This window comes from Ruegeria sp. C10, from assembly GCF_056537805.1.
Map to the genome: position 1 here is coordinate 108,911 of NZ_JBQFSC010000006.1, position 21,357 is coordinate 130,267.

The 21,357-nt window shown below is 56.3% G+C and carries 16 protein-coding genes; 8 read left to right on the plus strand and 8 right to left on the minus strand.

What is annotated here, in order from left to right; all coding sequences use genetic code 11:
• Positions 1–9 precede the first annotated feature (9 nt).
• The 6 genes from ACR0DE_RS20020 to hemJ form a co-directional block, all read right to left on the minus strand.
• Positions 10–813 (minus strand): AAA family ATPase, encoded by an 804-nt coding sequence (locus ACR0DE_RS20020; RefSeq protein WP_170408801.1) that lies wholly within the window; start codon positions 811–813, stop codon positions 10–12.
• The gene (gene rsmG, locus ACR0DE_RS20025) at positions 806–1,429 is read right to left on the minus strand and encodes a 16S rRNA (guanine(527)-N(7))-methyltransferase RsmG (RefSeq protein WP_170408802.1); all 624 of its coding nucleotides are present in this window, start codon (positions 1,427–1,429) and stop codon (positions 806–808) included. The genes ACR0DE_RS20020 and rsmG overlap by 8 nt, the downstream gene beginning before the upstream one ends.
• A complete protein-coding gene (mnmG, locus tag ACR0DE_RS20030; protein ID WP_480754984.1) occupies positions 1,426–3,294 on the minus strand; it encodes a tRNA uridine-5-carboxymethylaminomethyl(34) synthesis enzyme MnmG in 1,869 nt (622 codons plus the stop codon). The genes rsmG and mnmG overlap by 4 nt, the downstream gene beginning before the upstream one ends.
• A gap of 12 nt (positions 3,295–3,306) precedes the next feature.
• A complete protein-coding gene (mnmE, locus tag ACR0DE_RS20035) occupies positions 3,307–4,593 on the minus strand; it encodes a tRNA uridine-5-carboxymethylaminomethyl(34) synthesis GTPase MnmE (protein WP_480754986.1) in 1,287 nt (428 codons plus the stop codon).
• A 31-nt stretch (positions 4,594–4,624) separates the two neighbouring features.
• Positions 4,625–5,896, minus strand: a complete 1,272-nt coding sequence (gene rho / locus ACR0DE_RS20040; RefSeq protein ID WP_170399438.1) for a transcription termination factor Rho — start codon at positions 5,894–5,896, stop codon at positions 4,625–4,627.
• Positions 5,897–6,022: 126 nt separating this feature from the next.
• Positions 6,023–6,472: a protoporphyrinogen oxidase HemJ gene (hemJ, locus tag ACR0DE_RS20045; protein ID WP_170408805.1), complete on the minus strand. Its 450-nt coding sequence runs from the start codon at positions 6,470–6,472 to the stop codon at positions 6,023–6,025.
• A 403-nt stretch (positions 6,473–6,875) separates the two neighbouring features.
• Here hemJ and ACR0DE_RS20050 point away from each other — a divergent pair, with 403 nt between their 5' ends.
• From ACR0DE_RS20050 to dnaQ, 4 genes are read left to right on the plus strand one after another with little or no spacing between them, the layout of a single operon-like run.
• Positions 6,876–7,475 (plus strand): Maf family protein, encoded by a 600-nt coding sequence (locus ACR0DE_RS20050; RefSeq protein WP_480754988.1) that lies wholly within the window; start codon positions 6,876–6,878, stop codon positions 7,473–7,475.
• A complete protein-coding gene (locus ACR0DE_RS20055) occupies positions 7,472–8,305 on the plus strand; it encodes a shikimate dehydrogenase (RefSeq protein WP_170515525.1) in 834 nt (277 codons plus the stop codon). Before ACR0DE_RS20050 ends, ACR0DE_RS20055 begins: the two co-directional genes overlap by 4 nt.
• Positions 8,302–8,895, plus strand: a complete 594-nt coding sequence (coaE, locus tag ACR0DE_RS20060; RefSeq protein ID WP_170515091.1) for a dephospho-CoA kinase — start codon at positions 8,302–8,304, stop codon at positions 8,893–8,895. The genes ACR0DE_RS20055 and coaE overlap by 4 nt, the downstream gene beginning before the upstream one ends.
• Entirely contained in the window at positions 8,888–9,610 is a 723-nt protein-coding gene (gene dnaQ / locus ACR0DE_RS20065) for a DNA polymerase III subunit epsilon (RefSeq protein ID WP_480754990.1), read from the plus strand. Before coaE ends, dnaQ begins: the two co-directional genes overlap by 8 nt.
• 25 nt (positions 9,611–9,635) lie before the next feature.
• Here the strand turns inward: dnaQ and secB are convergent, their stop codons facing one another.
• Both secB and ACR0DE_RS20075 read right to left on the minus strand, forming a co-directional pair.
• Positions 9,636–10,139, minus strand: a complete 504-nt coding sequence (gene secB / locus ACR0DE_RS20070) for a protein-export chaperone SecB (protein WP_170399455.1) — start codon at positions 10,137–10,139, stop codon at positions 9,636–9,638.
• A 54-nt stretch (positions 10,140–10,193) separates the two neighbouring features.
• Complete coding sequence (locus tag ACR0DE_RS20075) at positions 10,194–10,694, minus strand: FxsA family protein (RefSeq protein WP_170636831.1); 501 nt, start codon at positions 10,692–10,694, stop codon at positions 10,194–10,196.
• Between the two features lie 108 nt (positions 10,695–10,802).
• Here ACR0DE_RS20075 and ACR0DE_RS20080 point away from each other — a divergent pair, with 108 nt between their 5' ends.
• From ACR0DE_RS20080 to ACR0DE_RS20095, 4 genes are all read left to right on the plus strand, one after another.
• Positions 10,803–11,462: a Tim44/TimA family putative adaptor protein gene (locus tag ACR0DE_RS20080; protein WP_170399461.1), complete on the plus strand. Its 660-nt coding sequence runs from the start codon at positions 10,803–10,805 to the stop codon at positions 11,460–11,462.
• A complete protein-coding gene (mltA, locus tag ACR0DE_RS20085) occupies positions 11,459–12,499 on the plus strand; it encodes a murein transglycosylase A (protein ID WP_480754992.1) in 1,041 nt (346 codons plus the stop codon). Before ACR0DE_RS20080 ends, mltA begins: the two co-directional genes overlap by 4 nt.
• Positions 12,499–13,086, plus strand: coding sequence for a Smr/MutS family protein (locus ACR0DE_RS20090; RefSeq protein ID WP_480615962.1), 588 nt, complete (start codon positions 12,499–12,501; stop codon positions 13,084–13,086). Before mltA ends, ACR0DE_RS20090 begins: the two co-directional genes overlap by 1 nt.
• Positions 13,087–13,385: 299 nt before the next feature.
• A complete protein-coding gene (locus tag ACR0DE_RS20095; protein ID WP_480754995.1) occupies positions 13,386–21,353 on the plus strand; it encodes a SpvB/TcaC N-terminal domain-containing protein in 7,968 nt (2,655 codons plus the stop codon).
• Positions 21,354–21,357 lie beyond the last annotated feature (4 nt).

Below are 21,357 nucleotides of genomic sequence, written 5' to 3' on the forward strand. Positions count from 1 at the left end.
CACGGCCACTTAAATGGCTACCTTGTTGTTCTTGTGCATAACCTCTCGGGCGAGATACCGGTACGCCATCGCCCCGAGCGAACCCGAATCATATTGCAGCACAGGAAGCGCGTAAGATGGTGCTTCGCTGACCCGCACATTTCTGGGTATCTTGGTTTTAAATACCATCTCACCCAGATTGTCACGCGCATCCTTTTCGACCTGACGGGACAAGTTGTTGCGGTTGTCATACATCGTTAACACAACACCTTCGATTCTGAGGTCAGGATTAGCGGTCTGACGAACCTCGCGAATGGTCAACATCAATTGTGACAGGCCTTCCAGCGCAAAGAACTCACTTTGCAATGGAACAAGGACGGAATGCGCTGCTACCATTGCGTTTACGGTGAGCAGGTTCAAGGACGGCGGACAATCAATCAGCACAAAGTCCAGATCGAAGGCATCAATTGCAGTCTGTCGAAGCGCGTCATGCAGCAAATAACTGCGCTTTTCATTCGAGATCAGCTCAATATCTGCTGAGCTGAGATCTACGGTCGCTGGAACCACAAAAAGATTACCGATCTCGGTCTCCTGCACCACAGCTTCCAATGGTGCATCGTCGAGAAGAAGATCATATGTCGTCCAGTCGCGATCTTCGACCCCTAGACCCGTAGAGGCATTTCCCTGAGGATCGAGATCGACCACAAGAACCTTGCATCCGGCCTCGGCCAATCCGGCTGCCAGATTGATCGCTGTAGTGGTTTTCCCGACCCCGCCCTTTTGATTGGCAACCGCGATAATCCGAGGCCCAGCTGGACGAGACAGATCAACCACGTGCAACTCCTTTGATTTTCAGGATAACGGCTTGGGGTTCTGTTGAACTCTTAATGGGTTCAGCCTCGAATTTCCATTCTTTGCGCGCATCTTCCAGCTCTTTTTTCCAGGTTGCGCCTTTTGGCAACAACGCTGTACCGTTTTTACTTAAATGCCTGTCACAAAATGACATTAGAGTGGTCAGATCAGCCAGAGCCCGAGCTGAAAGCACGTCCGCATGCAAGGGATCAATGGCTTCAATTCGACGAGAGATCACGGAACAATTGGCGCCACTCTCTCTGGTCACACTTCGAAGAAATGCGGATTTACGTTGGTCGCTTTCGACCAATGTGAAACGCGTTTCAGGCGCAGATTCAATTGCCATGATGGCGCAAACCATGCCTGGAAAGCCGCCTCCGCTGCCTAAATCCACCCAATGATCTACGCGATCTGCGTTCTGAAAAACTTGAATGGAATCCTTGATATGGCGGATCCAAATCTCTTCAAGACTATTTCTTGAAACCAGATTGATTTTTGGGTTCCATTTTTCAAGCAGAGATACATAGATCACCAGGCGTTCGAATGTTTCACGTGAAACATCCAGAGCCTCCGCAGAGACGGCGTTCTGATAACTCATGCTTTTCTGGCTTTCACATCGCGCCTGAGCTTCGCCAGGACGAGAGTTAAAGCCGCAGGCGTGACACCTTCTACCCGACTCGCCTGCGCAATATTCGCAGGCTTCGCCTGCGATAGCTTTTGCTTCATTTCATTCGACAGACCATCAAGCGCAAAATAATTGAAATCCCGAGGAATCTCATGCGCCTCATCGCGCTTCATTGCTTCGACATCCCGTTGTTGGCGCGCAATATAGTTTGCATACAACGCATCGCGCTCGACCTGACGGCGAATTTCATCGTCTGTATTCTGTAGTTCGGGTTCGAGTAAAACCATGTCTTCAAACGATACTTCTGGAAAAGCAAGAACCGCCATTCCATCGCGCCGGTTTCCGTCCTGATTTATGCTGATACCAGCTTCGCGAATTTGCTTTGGCGTATATGTGGTCTCTGTCAGTTTGTTCTTTGCCTTTACAAGTTTTTCTGATTTCTCAGCAAAAACCTTGCGGCGGAGTTCACCCACACAGCCCAACTGCTCACCAATCGGGGTCAGTCTTTGATCTGCGTTGTCAGCGCGAAGTGATAGGCGAAACTCTGCACGGGATGTGAACATCCGATAAGGCTCGGCAACGCCTCGTGTTGTCAAATCGTCAATCATTACGCCAATATAGCTGTCTGAGCGTGTAAAATGTATTGGCGCACGCCCCTGTGTTTCCAGAGCTGCATTCAAACCTGCAACGAGGCCTTGCGCGGCCGCTTCCTCATATCCTGTGGTCCCATTGATCTGTCCTGCAAGATATAGACCAGGAACATCGGGCACAGACAAAGACGCAGATAGAACGCGCGGGTCAACGTAGTCGTATTCAATCGCGTATCCGGGTTGTAGGATTACCGCGTTTTCCAATCCTACGATGGATTGGACATATTCGACTTGTACATCTTCGGGCAAAGACGTTGAAATCCCGTTTGGGTACACCGTATGATCCCGCACGCCTTCTGGTTCCAGAAATATCTGGTGTGACTCTTTTTCCGCAAATCGGACGATTTTGTCTTCGATTGAAGGGCAATATCTGGGACCAACACCATCAATATGACCTCCATACATTGCTGATCGCGATAGATTTTTCTCGATTATTCCGTGCGTCTGAGCATTGGTATGAGTTATTCCACAGGCGATTTGCGGCGCCGTCACCGCTTGGGACATGAATGAAAACAGTGTTGGCTCTGCATCGCCATCCTGTCGTTCAAGTATATCCCAATTTATGGTTCGTCCGTCCAACCTCGGTGGCGTACCTGTTTTCAGCCGTGCCGTCGGTAATTCAAAAGCGTCAAGGCGCTCAGCCAACCTAACCGATGGACGATCCCCCATGCGTCCACCTGGCCTTGTAACGTCTCCTATGTGAATTACACCGCGCAGAAATGTACCCGACGTCAGAACAACTGTCTGAGCTGGGACCTCGGAACCGTCGGCTAGTTTGACACCGATTACGTAGTCACCATCCATTAGGAAATCGACCACTTCCCCAGTGATCACCGACAAATTGTCTTGTTTTTTCGTTTCTTCCTTCATCGCGGTCCGATAAAGCGCACGGTCCGCTTGCGCCCTTGGGCCTTGAACAGCTGGTCCTTTACGTCGGTTCAATAGACGAAACTGAATGCCGGCACGATCCGCCACACGACCCATGACCCCGTCCATTGCATCGATTTCACGGACCAGATGACCTTTCCCTAGCCCTCCGATTGCAGGATTGCAGGACATGACACCAATGTCCTTTTCGGACAAAGTAACCAGCGCCGTGTTCGCACCCATCCGTGCTGCCGCATGGGCAGCTTCGGTACCGGCATGTCCAGCGCCAATGACTACAACATCAAATCTCGAATGTTTCACGTGAAACACTCCCTATTTTCCCAGACAGAAACTTGCGAAGATTTCATCCAAAAGGGTTTCGACATCAATCCTGCCAACCAAAGATTCAAGCGACCGAATTGCCGTTCTCAACTCTTCAGCAGCTATATCATACATGTCCGGACCTGATTCCAGAACATCTTGCGCAGCCGCAAGTGCGTCCGATGCTTTAGTCATCGCAATACGGTGACGTTCCCGCGTTGCAATACCATGGCTAGCTGTTCGAACAGTCAGTACACGCGATATGTTGTCTATCAACTGGTCAATCCCGTGCCCGGTTTTCCCCGATATACCGCCGGAAAAGGGCTCACGCAGGTCAGATTTTGGCAGAACATGAATGTCATCTGCCTGCATCGGTACACCTAGCTGATCAGGCTCATCCGACAGAAATACTCGTAGATCGGCCGCCTCTGCCCGTTTGCGCGCCAGTTCAATTCCCAGGTTTTCAACGTGATCATCGGTTTGCCTCAAACCGGCCGTGTCCAGCAGCGTGACAGGCAATCCGTCCAAGTCCATACGAACTTCAATCACATCGCGGGTTGTCCCGGCATATTCCGAGGTAATAGCGGCTTCCCGACCTGCCAACGCGTTCAGCAAGGTCGATTTCCCTGCGTTCGGAAGGCCAACAATGGCGACCTCAAAGCCGGTGCGAATGCGCTCGGCGATCCGAACACCTTTGGCTTCTTGGGTCAATTCGGCCATCACACCAGAGATCAACGTCCGAACCTCAGGTGATACATCTGTCGGCACCTCTTCATCAGCAAAATCAATCACGGCTTCCAACAAAGACGCCGCACGGATCAGATCACGCCGCCAACCTTCAGCCAGTGTGCCCAAGGCACCAGCCAAAATCGTCTGTGCTTGTTTCCGTTGTGCTTCGGTTTCTGCATCAATCAGATCAGCAAGACCTTCGACCTGCGCCAGATCCATCTTGCCGTTTTCCAGTGCACGACGCGTGAACTCACCAGGTTCGGCCAGCCGAAGATCGTCCATATCCGAAAGAGAGGTCAGCACAGCGTTGACTGACGCCATACTTCCGTGAATCTGAAGCTCGGCCACGTCTTCGCCGGTAAAGCTGGACGGGGCCTGAAACGTCAGAACCAAGCCCTCATCCAACCGCGATCCATCCGACGCGCTGAGTGTTCGTACTGTCATTCCACGCCTTGGCAGGCCCCCGCCAGACAACTCATTGGCGGAGGCATATGCCTGCGGACCAGAAAGCCTGATCACAGCCACGCCTGCTTTGCCCTGGGCGCTGGCCAGGGCGAATATCGTATCCATTGATAGCCCCCGCGTCAGTGCCAGAACCTTGTCAGGTGTTCATTGAATCGAAGAACTCGCCGTTCGTCTTGGTTTGTTTCAACTTCGACAACAGGAACTCGATTGCATCTGTTGTGCCCATCGGATTGAGGATGCGGCGCAGAACGAATGTCTTGGCCAGATCACCCTTGTCGACCAGCAGATCCTCTTTCCGGGTGCCGGATTTGAGGATGTCGATTGCCGGGAACACGCGTTTGTCTGCGATCTTACGATCCAGAACGATTTCCGAGTTACCGGTGCCTTTGAATTCTTCGAAGATCACTTCGTCCATCCGGCTGCCGGTGTCGATCAGGGCGGTGGCGATGATGGTCAGCGATCCACCTTCTTCGATGTTCCGCGCAGCACCAAAGAAGCGCTTGGGCCGTTGCAGAGCATTTGCATCCACACCACCGGTCAGAACTTTACCCGAAGATGGCACCACAGTGTTGAATGCCCTACCAAGTCTTGTTATCGAATCGAGTAGAATAACAACATCTCGTTTATGCTCGACCAGGCGCTTGGCCTTTTCGATGACCATTTCCGACACGGCCACGTGGCGAGTCGCGGGTTCATCAAAGGTCGAAGACACAACCTCACCCTTCACCGAGCGTTGCATGTCGGTCACCTCTTCCGGGCGTTCGTCGATCAGCAGGACGATCAGATAACATTCCGGGTGGTTCTGCTCGATGGAATGCGCGATGTTCTGCAGGATCACCGTCTTACCAGTCCGCGGAGGCGCCACGATCAGCGATCGCTGACCTTTACCAATCGGCGAAACCAAATCGATCACGCGAGCAGACTTGTCCTTGATGGTCGGATCTTCGATTTCCATCTTCAGACGCTCATCCGGATACAGAGGCGTCAGGTTGTCGAACAGAATCTTGTGTTTGGCCTTGTCCGGATTTTCAAAGTTGATCTTGGTGACATTTGTCAGCGCAAAGTAACGTTCATTCTCGTCAGGCGCTTTGATCTCACCTTCAACCGTATCTCCAGTGCGCAGCGAGTGCTTGCGGATCATGTCAGGCGAAACATAAATGTCATCCGGTCCGGGTAGATAGTTCGCCTCGGGCGAGCGCAGAAACCCGAACCCGTCTTGCAAAACCTCCAGCACGCCGTCGCCACCGATAGTCCAGCCCTCATCCGCACGTTCGCGCAGAATCTGAAACATCATCTCGCCCTTGCGCATGGTTGAGGCGTTTTCGACCTCAAGCTCCTCGGCCATGGCCAGAAGGTCTTTGGGGCTTTTGGCCTTCAGATCGGCCAGATTCAGGGATTCAGTTGTCATGATGATACGAACCTCGGCCGCTTGGATCGCGGCACCAGAGTGGAATTTCAGAACGGAAGATACCTCGCCCGGACGGGCGCGTTACGCGTTAGATAAGCGCTTACCTAAGAAGAGTCAAACAGGCCCTCAGAACTTCACAACGACCGCTAGAACGATAACAACCATTAAAACGGTCGGAACCTCATTCATCATGCGGTACTGCCGCCCAGTCAGCTTATTTCGCCCCTCAGCAAAGTCCTTGCGCCGAGCCATAAGCCAATGGTGAAACCATGTCATGCCGATCACTGCTGCGCCTTTGACCCAGGGCCAGCTCCAGTCCCATCCGACAATACCAGGCGTGAAAACCATGATCAGCCCGCAAATCCAGGCCACGACCATTGCGGGGCGCATGATCACACGCAGCAGCTTTTCTTCCATTTCAAAGAAAATCTGTTGCGCACCCTCTACGGCTTGCGCCTTTTCAACGTGATACACGAACAATCTGGGCAGATAGAACAAACCAGCCATCCATGAAATCACGGCCATGATGTGCAGCGATTTCACCCAAGGGTATATTGCGAAAAGAATATCGGTCATTGGGTATTCCGGGCTTACCTGAAACCCTCCTAATAAAAAAAATTAGAAAGAAAAAGGATGATGGTTTTGTAGGGAGGTCAAATTCGGTGGATTACTTTTTTGTCCTGCCTTTTTCCCCAGGTGGAAAAAGTGAAGCACATCGGCGCAGAATCTGTTGATCAAGAAAAAAAATGATTAATAACAATAAATTATGAGATAAAAGCTCGGGCTGAATTGTGGATAACCATTGGAACAATCCGGGACGGGATGCTTATCCGAGTATTCCAACTTATCCTTGTCCCGTCTGGACAGGATCCGGGCGACTCGGGGAAGTCTTGCGCCAAATTCCCGGGGTTGCGTGTCAACCGGAAAGCCATACAAACCATTCGAGACTACTCATTGATTTGCACACGGGGTTTTCCACATGACTGTCCCCATAGTCCTTGCCTCAGGGTCCGTGATCCGCGCGCAGTTGCTCAGAAACGCAGGCGTCCCGTTTTCGGTTCAGATCGCGCGGGTGGATGAAGACACAGCCAAACGCGCCCTGATGGCTGAGGGAGCTTCGCCCCGTGATGTTGCCGATGCGCTTGCCGAAATGAAAGCACGTAAGATCAGTGACAAAGTGCCCGGCACTATGGTTCTGGGTTGCGATCAGGTTCTGGATTTCGAAGGTCAGATGCTGTCGAAGCCGGAAACGCCGGAAGAAGCACTGGCGCAGCTTAAAGCAATGCGCGGCAAGCGACATATGTTGCTGTCGGCGGCGGTGATCTATCAGGATGGTGAGCCCATCTGGCGGCAAGTCGGTCAAGTGCGTTTGCGGATGCGGGCGAGCTCGGATGCTTATTTACGTGATTACGTGGCGCGGAACTGGGACAGTATTCGGCACGCAGTGGGGGCTTACAAACTGGAAGAAGAAGGCGTGCGCCTGTTTGCCACCATTGACGGCGACTACTTTAACGTCTTGGGTATGCCCCTGTTAGAGCTGCTCAATTTTCTGGCCGTGAAGGGAGTGATCAATCAATGACGGAGCATCGCGTTCCTCTGGCCGGCGTGATTGGGCAACCCATCGCACATTCCCGCTCGCCAAAACTGCACGGGCATTGGCTGAAAACCTATGGATTGGTGGGGCACTACATCCCAATGGATGTCGCCCCAGCCGATCTGGAAACCGTTCTGCGGACACTACCCAAGGCTGGGTTTGTTGGGGCCAACGTGACCGTACCGCATAAAGAGGCTGCTTTGCGGTTGGCGGATCATGTCTCGGACCGTGCCTCAGTCATCGGGGCGGCAAATACGCTTGTATTCCGCGAGGATGGTTCAATTCACGCGGATAATACGGATGGCTACGGGTTCATGGCCAATCTTCGCAGCGGTGCGCCTGATTGGAACCCGCAGGATGGGCCTGCGGTTGTATTTGGTGCGGGCGGTGCTGCGCGGGCGGTGCTTCAAGCGCTGGCAGAAGCCGGAGTGCCTGAAATCCTGCTGACGAATCGCACCCGCACCCGTGCGGATCATTTGAAAGAAGAGTTCGGCCAACGGATTACGGTCGTCGACTGGGTGCAGGCGGGAAATGTGATCGAAGACGCAGAACTGGTCGTGAATACTACGTCTTTGGGTATGCAAGGGCAGCCAGAGTTACGCGTTCCACTGGATGGATTGCAACCCGGCGCCGTTGTCACCGATCTGGTATACGCGCCGCTTCAAACGCATCTGTTAAAACAGGCGGAAGAGGTTGGATGTACAACGGTCGACGGGCTGGGAATGTTGCTGCATCAAGCTGTTCCCGGGTTTGAACGCTGGTTCGGTGTTCGCCCCGAAGTGGACGCTGAAACCCGCGCGGCGGCCTTGGCATGAGTTTTGCGCTGGGGCTCACCGGATCAATCGGGATGGGCAAGAGCACGACCGCTCAGATGTTTGCAGATGAAGGCTGTGCGCTTTGGGATGCGGATGCTGCGGTGCATCGGCTCTATGCAAAGGGCGGCGCTGCGGTTGAGCCCATGCGGATTACGTTTCCCACCGCCATTGCCGAGGATGCGGTCAGCCGGGATGCATTGAAGCAAATCATTGCGGATAATCCTGACGCGCTAAAAACAATAGAAAAAATCGTACACCCTCTGGTAGCGGCGGATCGCGCCTCATTTCGTTCTTCGTCGTCCGCCGAAATCTTGGTATTCGACATTCCGCTGTTGTTTGAAACCGGTGGTGATGCGGCGATGGATGCTGTTGCTTGTGTTTCAATCTCTGCTGAAGAACAAAAAAGACGGGTCATGGCGCGCGGCAAGATGAATGAGGCGCAGTTTGAGCAGATTCGCTCCAAGCAAATGCCAAACGAAGAGAAATGCGCGCGATCGGATTTCGTGATTGTCACGGATACTCTGGACCATGCTCGCGCGCAGGTGCAGGATATCGTCAGGCAGATACGGGCAGGGTTGGCAGATGCGTGAGATTGTACTCGATACCGAGACCACAGGGTTTGATCCCGAAAGCGGCGACCGGATCGTCGAGATCGGCGCGGTTGAGCTGTGGAACCACGTTGCCACAGGAGAAACTTATCACGTCTACATCAACCCCGAGCGTTCTATGCCGGAAGAGGCATTTGGTGTGCATGGCATCGGCCCCGACCTGCTGGAAAACCCGCGCCCGCCGGAAAAGGGCGAAGTGACGCTGAAGGACAAACCTGTCTTTGCCAAGGTTGGGCAAGGGTTTCGTGAATTCGTGGGTGACGCCAAGCTGGTGATCCACAACGCTTCGTTCGACATGAAGTTTCTGAACGCCGAACTGGGCTGGATGGGGGTGTCGCTGATCCCGATGGATCAGGCAATCGACACGCTGGCCATTGCCCGCAAACGGTTTCCGGGATCACCCGCTTCGTTGGATGCATTGTGCCGCCGGTTTGGCATCGACAATTCGAACAGGGTGCTGCACGGCGCGCTGCTTGACTCGGAAATTCTGGCCGAAGTGTATCTGGAGCTGATCGGAGGCCGTCAGCCCGACTTTGGATTGTCAACGTCGGCAAGTGCAGCGTCTGGCGGTGGTGAGGAATGGCGCCCGACAGCGCGACCGGATGCCCTGCCATCCCGGATCTCCGAGGATGAGCGCGCAGCACATCAGAAATTTGTTGAAAAGCTGGGCGAGAACGCCCTGTGGACCCGCGCCTGACACGAACCAGACGCGGACCAAAACCTTAGGCGTCGGTTTTTTGCTCTTGAGCGGCCGCCTGACGGCGCGCCAGTTCGTTGCGATAGAGCGCCACGAAATCAATGTTATCCAGGTTGACCGGCGGGTAGCCACCGTCGCGTGTGATGTCGCTGACGATGCGGCGCAGGAACGGGAACAGCATGCGCGGGCATTCGATCATCAGGAACGGATGCATTTGATCTTCGGGCACACCTTCCACGTGGAACAGGCCGCAATAGTCGATTTCGCACAGGAACAGGACGTCTTCCAGGCCCTTGGCCTTGGATGTCAGTTTTAGCTTGATCGAGACTTCATACTGGTGCTCGGTCGTGCGCTTCTTTGCGTCCAGGTTGACCTGAACTGAAATCTCGGGCTGTACGTCGCCTGAGACGCCTTTTTGCGCCATGACGTTTTCAAAGGACATGTCGCGAATGAACTGTCCCAGAACGCGCATCTGGATCTGAGGGGCTGCCTGTGCGGCGGTGTTTTCTGCAGGGCTTTCGTCAGCCATGAAACTTCTCCGGAATTGAAATTCGGCACTGCTTAGCAATTTGGGCCGGATAGCTCAATGCTGGTGCGGGCCTTCCACCCACTTCGACGGCTTTCCGGAGTTCTGGCGAGGGCGAACCTCGGTGAATTCGCCATCTATCACATCGTCCTGATCAAACGGGTTTGGCCCCGACCTGAATTGTGCGCCGCTGCCCATTTGAAAATGCGTGATGGTCGCCTTAGACTTGAGATAGCGGAACACTGCGACCCGGATGCCGGGAACAAGCAGCGCAAAACCAATGGCATCGGTAAAAAACCCAGGTGTCAGCAGCAAAACACCGGACAGCAAGATCATCGCCCCATGGGCCAGCGGTTCGGTTGGGTCGTCCAATTCGGCAAAGGATCGCTGCAAATTCGCCAGCGCCATGCGACCTTGTGTCCGCACCAGAACCGTGCCCAGAACGGCAGTCAGAACCACGATTGCAAGCGTCGGCCAAAGCCCGATCAGACCGCCAACCTGGATAAACAGGGCGATCTCGATGATCGGAACCAATAAAAAAGCCAAGAACAAGTACATTTGCGGTATCCTTTAGCATGGTCCGGGCTGTGGACTTGGCCCCGACTGTCACCTACATAGTGGCAGAGGGCAGCGTATACAAAGCCCGGGTTCTGAAAAGAGGACGAAATGAACTCACCCCTGATCCAGCTTCTGGTGCTGGCCGGAATTGCCATTTTCCTGATCCTGCGCTTGAAAAGCGTGTTGGGTACACGCGAAGGTTTTGAGAAACCGCCCCTTCAGCAACAGCCTGATACCAATGGCGCGCGCCGTGATTTCGAAGTGATTGAAGGCGGGCCAGATCACGACATCACCGACCATGTAGCCGAAGACAGTGAACAGGCGCAAACTTTGGCCGCAATGAAGCGGGTCGAACCCAGTTTTTCTGTCAGCGAATTTGTACAGGGCGCGCGCGGCGCCTATGAGATGATCGTGATGGGCTTTGAAAAGGGCAATCTGGACGAAATCCAGCCGTTCCTGTCCGAAGAAGTATTCGACAGTTTTGTATCGGTTGTTGCGGATCGCGAAGACAAAGGTCTGACCATCGAAGCCGAATTCATCGGGGTGCGTGAAACCACTCTGGTCGATGCGACCTTCGATAAGGATACCAATCAGGCCGAGATCACCATGCGCTTTATCGGTGAGCTGACGTCGGTCGTGCGCGATCGCGGCGGGGATATTGTCGAAGGCAACCCGAACACCGTCAAACGCCAAAAGGACAGCTGGACCTTTGCCCGTGTCATGGGCGCGGACGATCCGAACTGGCTGCTTGTTGCCACGGACGCATGATTGCAGCGCTCCGGTCGCTATTTCTGGGGGTCGTCATGACCACTGCCAGCGCCGCCGGAGCCGAGGCGACGCGATCCATCCTGTCATTCGATGACCTCGATGGCTGGGCCGCCGACGATCACGGGGCGGCCCTTTCGGTTTTTCTCAACACCTGTGGTGATCTGGACGATCCTGATTGGCAGGCGCTGTGTGGCGTGGCTCAGAGTTATGAACCTGGCGCGGCGCGGGCTTTTTTCGAGCTGTTCTTTCGTCCTGTTCTGGTCGAAGACGGCGATGACGCCCTGTTCACCGGATATTTTGAACCTGAACTTGATGGGTCGAGAACCCCAACTGACAAATACCGCTATCCACTCTACCGGATGCCGCCCGAGGCGCGAGAGGCGGGCAAGTGGCTCAGTCGCCGTGACCTGCTGACCGGTGACGCACTGACAGGTCGGGGCCTTGAGATAGCGTGGGTCGATGACCCTGTTGAGTTGTTCTTTCTGCAAATTCAAGGCTCGGGCCGGATACGTCTGCCCGATGGCGGTGCATTGCGGGTTGGATATGGCGGTGCGAATGGGCATCCCTATCGCTCGATCGGCGCGGAACTGGTCCGACGGGGTGCGCTGGGCGCGCACCAGGTCAGCGCGCAGATGATCCGGACCTGGGTACGCAAAAACCCTGAAGCCGGGGCTGAGCTGTTACTACACAACCCTTCTTATGTTTTCTTCCGAGAGGTGACGCGTGTTGCGCCCGAGTTCGGACCGTTAGGCGCCATGAACCGCTCAGTGACCACGATGCGCAGTATCGCGGCAGATCCGGCTTATACACCTTTGGGCGCGCCAGTTTGGGTAGAAAAGGATGGCAAAAACCCGCTGCGCCGATTGATGATCGCACAAGACACCGGATCGGCGATCAAGGGTGCGCAACGTGCCGACATTTTCTTTGGCACAGGGGATGATGCCGGGCAGGCCGCCGGTCGCTTGAAGGATCCCGGCCGTATGGTTGTGCTGTTGCCGATCCAGAGGGCCTACGCCCTGTTACCGGATGAGTTCTGATGACCCGGCGCAAACTGACTGCGGAAGAGATCGATTTGTGGCGCAAGGTCGCCAAACAGGCTGAGCGTTTGCACCCCGAACTGCCTCAGACTGTGCACCCCACTACCTTGCCCAAGCCCAAACCGACCAAAACGCCCAAGGCGCGGATAGAAGCCTTTGAACTGGGTCAGACTGCGCCAACCAAACCGTCACGGAATAACCTGAAGCCATCAATCACCGAAGGTTTACGGACAAATCCGGTGCAGATGGACACCAAGTCTTTTGGTCGCATGAAACGCGGCAAGCTCAAGCCCGAAGGCAAGCTGGACCTGCACGGGATGCGCATGAACGCAGCCCATCCCGCATTGGTTCGGTTCATCCTGACCGCACAGGCACAGCGCAAACGGCTGGTGCTTGTCATAACCGGCAAGGGCAAGGACCGGGACGAACCGGGACCCATTCCAACGCCGCGTGGGGTCTTGCGCAATCAGGTGCCCCACTGGTTATCTATTCCACCACTTGCACAAGCAGTGCTGCAGGTAACACCCGCACATATAAGCCATGGCGGTGATGGCGCCTATTACGTTTACCTCAGGCGCGTCCGTTAGTCGGATCGCTGATTCTAGCTGGCCCACATGAACCGGATTCGCACGCGTACCCTGCCCTTACCCCTACTGGTTTATTGTTTCTGCAGGTCCCGCAACCCCGGTGATAAACTGCCGGCGCAATGAAACTTCGTAGCCTTGTCCAAGGCTTGCGAGGTTGTGCTTAACAACACAACCAGAACGGTATGGCAGACAATCGCCGATCCCATCTGATTGCATTGACCCAGCGGTTTCCGATTGCTTACCCTACGTAAAGCACCCCTGTGGCGCTGATATTTTTATGACGAATTTATGGTGGCCGAATGTTAGGCTCCACTGCCATTTCCCGACCTCAAAGGTCGGAAGCATCCGCCATTTCAGGTGACAATGGCGCCAACAAAGATGTGCTGTCGCTCAATCTGCCGAAAGGCGGTGGTGCAATCTCTAGTATAGGCGAAAAGATCAGCTCGAACCCGGTGACCGGATCTGCGTCCTTGACGATTCCGGTTCCTGTCAGTCCCGGGCGTGGTGGTTTCACACCAGAGCTGCAATTGACCTATGAGGCGGGTACCAGCAGCGGCATCTTCGGCTTTGGATGGTCGCTTTCGCTGCCCGAGATCACGCGCAAAACGGAAAAAGGCCTGCCCCAATACGACGATGCCGCCGGATCGGATGTCTTCCTGATTTCTGGGTCTGAAGATTTGGTGCCGCTGCTCGATTCTCAGGGGGCACAATGGGAAGATCGCGCGCGGTTTCCAGGTGTGACCATCCACAGGTTCCGCCCCCGGATCGAAAGCACCTTTGCCCGCATTGAGCGGTGGACAGACGAGGCGACGGGTATCGCGCATTGGCGTGTCACGTCGCGCGAAAACGTCACTTCGATCTATGGCGCGTCAGGCCTATCAAGGGTGGCAGACCCGGACGACCCCGCCCGTGTATTTCGCTGGTTGTTGTCCGAGACCTTTGACGACAAAGGCAACGCCATCCGATACGAGCATGTCGCCGAAGACGCAGTTGGAATCGATCAGGCGCAGGCGCACGAAGCCAATCGGTTCCGCACAGCCGAGCGGTATCTGAAACGCATCCGCTACGGCAATCGAGTCTCTCGTTTGGTTGATCCGGATGTGAATGCAGGTGGATGGCTGTTCACGGTCGTATTCGATTATGGCGAAGACCACCTGTTGCCAATCGCACCTGATCCCAACGTGGCGGCGGATGCTCAGCATGAGCTTGTCCATGCATCCGCTGATCCCGGCCGAAATTGGCAAATGCGCCCGGACCCCACATCAAGCTACCGCGCGGGCTTTGAGGTTCGGCGCTATCGTCGCTGCCATCGAATTCTGACATTTCACGATATCCCCGACCTGCCGACGGGCGAACCGGGCTATCGCGGTCTCGTGAAGGCAACTGAGTTTTCCTATGACGATTTCACGCCTCCCGGTGCTGACACTGATGACGAGCGTCAGCACCCCGGCAGTACGCGCTATGGCTCATTCCTCATGGCGGTCGCGCAGTCGGGCTTCGCTCCGGACGATACCGTTTCACCGCGCGATGTGAACGGAGCCACGTTCCTCGCCTACAGACGACAGGCAATTCCACCGGTGGAATTCACCTATAGCCGAGCTGAAGTGAACGATATTGTGCACGGCCTTGACCGCGAGCAGACCGAAGGTGCTCCGGCCGGACTTACCAATCCGGCAAACTGGGTTGATTTGGACGGTGACGGTGTTGGTGGAATTCTGACCTCGACCCCGGGTGCCTGGCATTACACTCGCAACCTTGGGCCAATGAACGGCACGGCGCGCTTTGCGGCCCCCGCGCTGGTTGCCGAGCGGCCTGCATTTGCTGAGTCAGGTCAATGGATGGACCTTGCTGGGGATGGTCGCCCGGATCTGGTGGTAATGGACCGGACAACCCCGGGGTTCCATGAGCGCGACGCGCAATCAGGTTGGTCCGACTTCCGCGCGTTTGAATATTGGCCACATATAGATGCGTCCAATGACAGCATGAAGATGGTTGACCTGACTGGCGATGGCCTTGCTGACATTCTTCTGACCGAGGACACCGCTTTTGTCTGGCACCCCTCTGAAGGCGAGGCCGGGTTTGGCCCCGCGCGCAGACAAGCGCAGCCATGGAACGACACTGACGGACCCCGACTTGTGTTTTCCGATCCGGAGGCTGCAATTTTTCTGGCGGATATGTCCGGCGACGGATTGTCTGATCTGGTTCGTATCCGCTGTGGTGAAGTCGCCTATTGGCCCAATTGCGGATATGGGCGTTTCGGCACCAAAGTGGCGATGGACGACGCGCCACAATTTGATCGCCCCGAAATGTTCGACCGCAGCCGCCTGCGCCTGACGGATATCGACGGCTCGGGCACCACCGACATTGTCTATCTGGGTGCAGAAGGTATCGACCTCTATTTCAACATGTCTGGCAACCGGCTTGCACCGCGTCGACGCCTAGGGAATGTGCCGCCGCTTGATACCGAAACTTCGGTTGATCTGCTCGATCTATTTGGAACGGGCACCGCCTGTCTTGTGTGGTCCTCTACTTTGTCCCGCGACGCAGGTCAGCCACTGCGTTACGTCGATCTGATGGGCGGACAAAAACCGCATCTTATGACCCGATATGTCAACAATTTCGGTGGCGAGACCGAGTTGCACTATGCCTCGTCGTCGCGGTTTTACCTGCAAGACCTTTATGAAGGACGCCCTTGGGCCACGCGCCTGCCGTTCCCGGTGCAGGTGGTTGATCGCATCGTTACACATGATCGTGTGGCGCAAACCCGGTTCGTATCTCGCTTTGCCTTTCACCATGGTCATTTCGACGGGGTCGAGCGCGAGTTTCGCGGGTTCGGCATGGTCGAACAATGGGACACCGAGGAATTTGCGACGCTCTCGTCAGATGCGCTGGGGCCACTGGCATCAAACGAAGAACCGGCATCTCATGTTCCGCCCGTACTGACCAGAACATGGTTTCATACCGGCGTGTATCTCGACCAAGGTAGTCTGCCCGATGTCTTGGCTGGTCTGCTTGATGGGCAGGATCGTGGGGAATACTGGCGCGCACCCGCTTGGCGTGACGACGATGTTGAAGCGCGACGGCGGCTTTTGCCAGACACGGTGTTGCCACCCGGATTGACAACCGGAGAAACCCGCGAGGCTGCGCGCGCGCTTCGCGGCACGGTGCTTCGGCGTGAAACCTATGCGCTCGATGGCAGGGCGGAGCCCGGCTATCCCAACGGTCACCCCTATCAGGTGGTCGAGCAAACGCAGACTGTGCATCTTCTGCAGTCCCGTGGACCCAACCGTCATGCCGTGTTTCTAACCCATGCCCGGGAAAGTCTAACCGCGCATTATGAGCGGATCCCCGATGACCCGCGCCTTCAGCATCAGGTCATACTGGAGGTTGACCCGTTTGGGACTGAACTGCGCCGCGTCGATCTCATGTATGGCCGGCAAACACCTGATCCGACGCTGACGCCTGAAGATCAGGCGCGTCAGGCGCTGTTACATGCGGTATTACACACGCGGCGCGTCACGGACCTGATCACGACAGATCAAACCTACCGCGCCCCGGTGTCATGTGAAGAACAAAGCTTTGAGCTTACCGGCTTAAGCCCAGCGCCGGGTACGCGTTTGTCCTTTGATGAGATCGAGACAGAGGCGAACGCTGCAGCCGATCTTGCTTATGAAGCGACCCCAACCGCGGGTCAGGTGCAGCGTCGTCTGATCGAACACCGCCGTCAGTATTTCCGGGATGATACGCTGACCGGCCCACTGCCGCTTGGCCAGATGGGCAGTTTGGGGCTTTTCCATCAAAGCTTCCAACTGGCCTTCACGCCGGGTCTTGTCACGCAGGTTTATGGAGGCCGCGTTGGTGCGGCCGAGATGGCGCAGGCGGGATACACCGAGATTGACGGCGACGGCCAGTGGTGGCGCCCATCGGACCGTCAGCTTTTGTCGCCCTCAAGCGGTGATACGCCCGCGCAAGAGCTGGCATTTGCACGACAGCATTTCTTTCGACCACATCGCCTGCGGGACCCGTTCCATCAGCCTGCGACACATACGGAAACAACAGCCCGCTATGACGCTTTCGACCTGCTGATCGAGGAAACGCAGGACGCATTGGGCAATCGCATGTCGGCAGGGGTACGCTCGACCGGTCCAGCTGGCGCAATCACCGAACGCCGACAGGATTATCGCGTTTTGCAAGCCTCGGTATTGACCGATGAGAACGGCAATCGCAGCGAGGTGGTCTTTGACGCCTATGGCCGCGTGACCGGCATGGCCCGAATGGGCAAGGTCGATGGGCCCGACGAAGGTGACAGGCTGGATGGCTTTGATCCGACACTGGTGCCTGCAGCACGCACCCAAGTGCTGATTGATCCGCGTGGACCTGAAGCTCTGGCAGCACTTGGGCGCGCGACAATGCGTTATGTTTATGATCCATGGGCCTATTATCACTCTCGTGGGGATCCTGCCCCATCACCCGTCATCGGTCTTTCCCTGCATCGAGAGGTTCACGACAGTGATCTTTTGCCGGGTCAAGCCACCCCGTTCCTGGCCGAAATTACCTTTACAGATGGGATGGGGCAGGAAATTCAACGCAAGATTCAGGCCGAAGACGGTCCGGTCCCAACGCGTGATAGCTCGGGGAACATCCTGTTGGGTCCTGATGGTCGACCGGTTATGTCCGCATCGCCGTCGCCACGCTGGGTCGGTACCGGCTGGCAAGTGCGTAACAACAAGGGCAATATTGTTCGACAGTTCGAACCGTTCTTCACAGATCGCCCGACCTATGAGTCCGACATCCGCATTGGTGTAAGCCCAATTTTCTTCTACGACGCATTGGGGCGTGAGATCGGGATTCTGAACCCCGATCATACATGGAGCAAACACCGGTTTTCTGTTTGGGACCAGACGACATGGGACCCGGGCGATACTGTACTGATTTCGGATCCCGCCCAAGACCCCGATCTTGGCGACCATTTCCGCAGGTTGCCGCAGGCTGCCTATTTACCCACTTGGCACACGCTGCGAACCGATCCGGCGCAAGCGCAGGCGTTGGCGACCCGTTTCCCCGATCCCGAAGACCGGCAGCGCGCCACTGAGGCTGCATCGAAATCGGCGCTTTATGATGACACACCGATGCGGGCATTGGCGGATACCCGTGGTGCGCTGATCGCGCGCCTCACCACGAACCGCACTCTCTACAGCAACACGGCCCCGGGCACCCTACCGACCGAGACACTCCACCGCGTTGCGACCGAAATCGATATCGAAGGCAATACGCGCCGAACCTGGGATGAGCTTGGGCGCGAGGTTCAGCGTACCGCTTTCGACATGCTCAGCACCGCCATTCGGACCGACAGTATGGAGGGCGGTACCCGTTGGCGGCTATCGGATGTAAATGGCGAAACGGCGTTTACGTGGGATGCGCGCGACCACCGGCTGCGCCACGAATTCGATGTATTGCGCCGACCCATCGCCACTCATCTAAGCATCAATGCGGTTCCTGAGCTGCGGATCGATGAAACGGTCTACGGAGAATCGCTGCCGACACCCGAAGCCCTGAACCGCCGCAAACGCATCGCGATCAGCCGCGACCAATCCGGCACGATGGAAATTCTGGCCCATGATTTCAAAGGCAACCCAATCCGCAGCCAGCGGCAACTGGCGCAGGAGTTTCGCACCACGCTCGATTGGGCCGCACCCGTGGCGACTGAGCCCGAGATTTTCGCAGGGCAAACCCGCTTTGACGCGCTGGACCGTCCGGTCCAACTGGTGCCGCTGCAATCGCAATCGCCGGGCGCGCGCATCCAGGTTGTGCAGTACCGCTATAACCCGTCCTCGCGGCTTGATCGGGTGGACACCTGGCACGCACGACCCGCGGCACCTGACACTTTATTGGATCCCGCCACTGCGGATCATTCCGTGGTCACAGGCATTGCATACAACCCTTGGGGCGACCGCGAACGCATCACCTATGGCAACGCGGTTGAAACAGAAATCCTGCATGATCCGTTGACCCGTCTCACCGAACGCATCATCACCCGGCGCGATGCAACCGGATTTGGCTCGGACTGTCCGACACCGCCAGTTGCAGGCTGGCCAGGATGCCACTTGCAGGCGCAGCACATGATCTACGATGTGTCCGGTCACGTGACCCACATCCGCGACAGCGCGCAACAGCAGATCTTTTTCCGCAATCGCCGTGTTGATGCCTCTAACGACTATACGTTTGATGCCCTGCATCGATTGATCGAGGCGACGGGCCGCGAACATCTGGGCCAGCAAGGCGGCGCACCCGGTGCCCACAGCTATAACGATGCCGCGCGAACCCGGCTGCCACACCGCGGTGATGGTTTCGCTCTTGGCCGGTATCTTGAGCGTTTTCACTATGACATTGCGGGCAACCTGATTGAGATGCGCCACCGGGGCTCTGATCCCGTAGCGCCCGGTTGGACGCGGACCTACACCTATGGCGAGGACAGCGATCTGGCCGCGGGGGTATCCTCGAACCGCTTAAGTCAAACATCGGTCGGTGCCGTGAATGATATCATCAGTCAGGGCGGCGATGGCTATGACGCGATGGGCAACATGCTGCGCCTTTCTCATCTCGATCAGATCGCATGGGACCACGACAACCAACTGCACATGTGCCGCCGTCAGGCAGTTGGACCTGATGATGCGGACGGCCTGGCGCACCAAGGGGACCGCACATTCTTTGTTTACGCCTCTGACGGGACTCGCATCCGAAAAGTGACAGAAACATCTGCAGGAGCCATTCGGCGCGAGACGATCTCGCTGGGCGGGTTCGACATTATCCGCGAACCGGCTGCAAACCCGCGGACCCGAGAGACCCTGCATGTGGGGGACGAAGCCGGCCGTATCGCATTGGTTGAGACCACGATCGCCAGTGGTGCGGTCAGCCGCGTCATTCGTTATCAGCACAGTAACCATGTGGGCAGTGTGGGGATCGAACTGGACGAGAACGGCAATGTTCTGTCTTACGAGGAATACAGCCCCTTCGGCAGTACCACCTATCAAGGCGTTGCCACCGCTGGCCTAGGTCCGAAACGTTTTCGATATACCGCGATGGAGCGGGATGCCGAAACCGGGCTTAACCATCATGGTGCCCGCTATGCCGCCCCTTGGCTCGGCCGATGGATCAGCGCCGATCCCATCGGAATTGAAGGTGGGCTGAACCTTTATGCTTATGCCTATAACAACCCGGTAACGCTCAACGATCCCGAGGGCACTGCGCCGCCCACTGTGCCCAACGGAGGCCTTGAAGTTGCATCGTTGCAGAAGGGTCTTGAGACGCTTGATGCGCTGGCGACTCAGGTCAGGAACACTGAAGGCAGCGTGCAGGAGTTTGCCCTTATCAAAGAGAACAACACGTTCAAGATATTGAAGGGCACGGCCACCAAGCCCGAGGTCTCGATTCCAAAGGGAACGACGGCTATCGCACACACGCACCCGCCCACTGCCATGGTTTCCTTTGCAGACGTCAACACCACCCATGCCCAGGGTGTGAAGGTCGCCGGAGTCCGGTCTCACCTGGTGGCGCATGGCAACGGTAATTGGACGCTGATCGAGATCCCGAAACAGGGAAACGGAATGTTGACCTCATTCGACACCAATACCGGCATGATCAAGGGCACCGTGCAAGTCTACCGCCCGGGCGCTGCACCCGATACTGCGTCGATGGTGCAAAAAGTCGACACCATGAACATGGTGAACAAGCAAGGCAAAATCACCTCAATCTCCAAGCTCGCCAAAGCAATGCGGGGTAGCAAGGCAGTGTCGCAGACCCTGTCCGGGGGCCGCGCCATCCTAGGGGTCATGGGCCGTGGGCTCATGGTGATCGGTATGGCGGCCAGCGGCATTCAGGTTGGCACAGGGATCACGCAAATCGCCGAAGGCGAGACCGGCGTGGGCACCGCAAATGTGGTCGAGGGCACAGCCTCGGGCACTCTCAACGTGGTCTCGGTGTCGGGCAAGCTCGTCACGGGTGGTGGTGCCGGATCGGTCTTTGCCGCCGGGCTCGCAGCTTTCGGCTCAATTGCACTGGCCGGAACCGAAGCTCGCTCCGCAATCAAAGGCGAAAAAACCGCCGCGCGCGAAGCGGCCGATTTTTGGGTGGACGAAATCAACGCAGGCCATCGTCAGGGCGGCGTTGGCGGCTTCTTCCGACGGTCCGCTGGATACCTTGGCCTGGGCGCGGCAGGCACGATGTCGATCCTGCAAGGCCAGGGCATCAAAGGCCATTTGAAATGGTGAACGC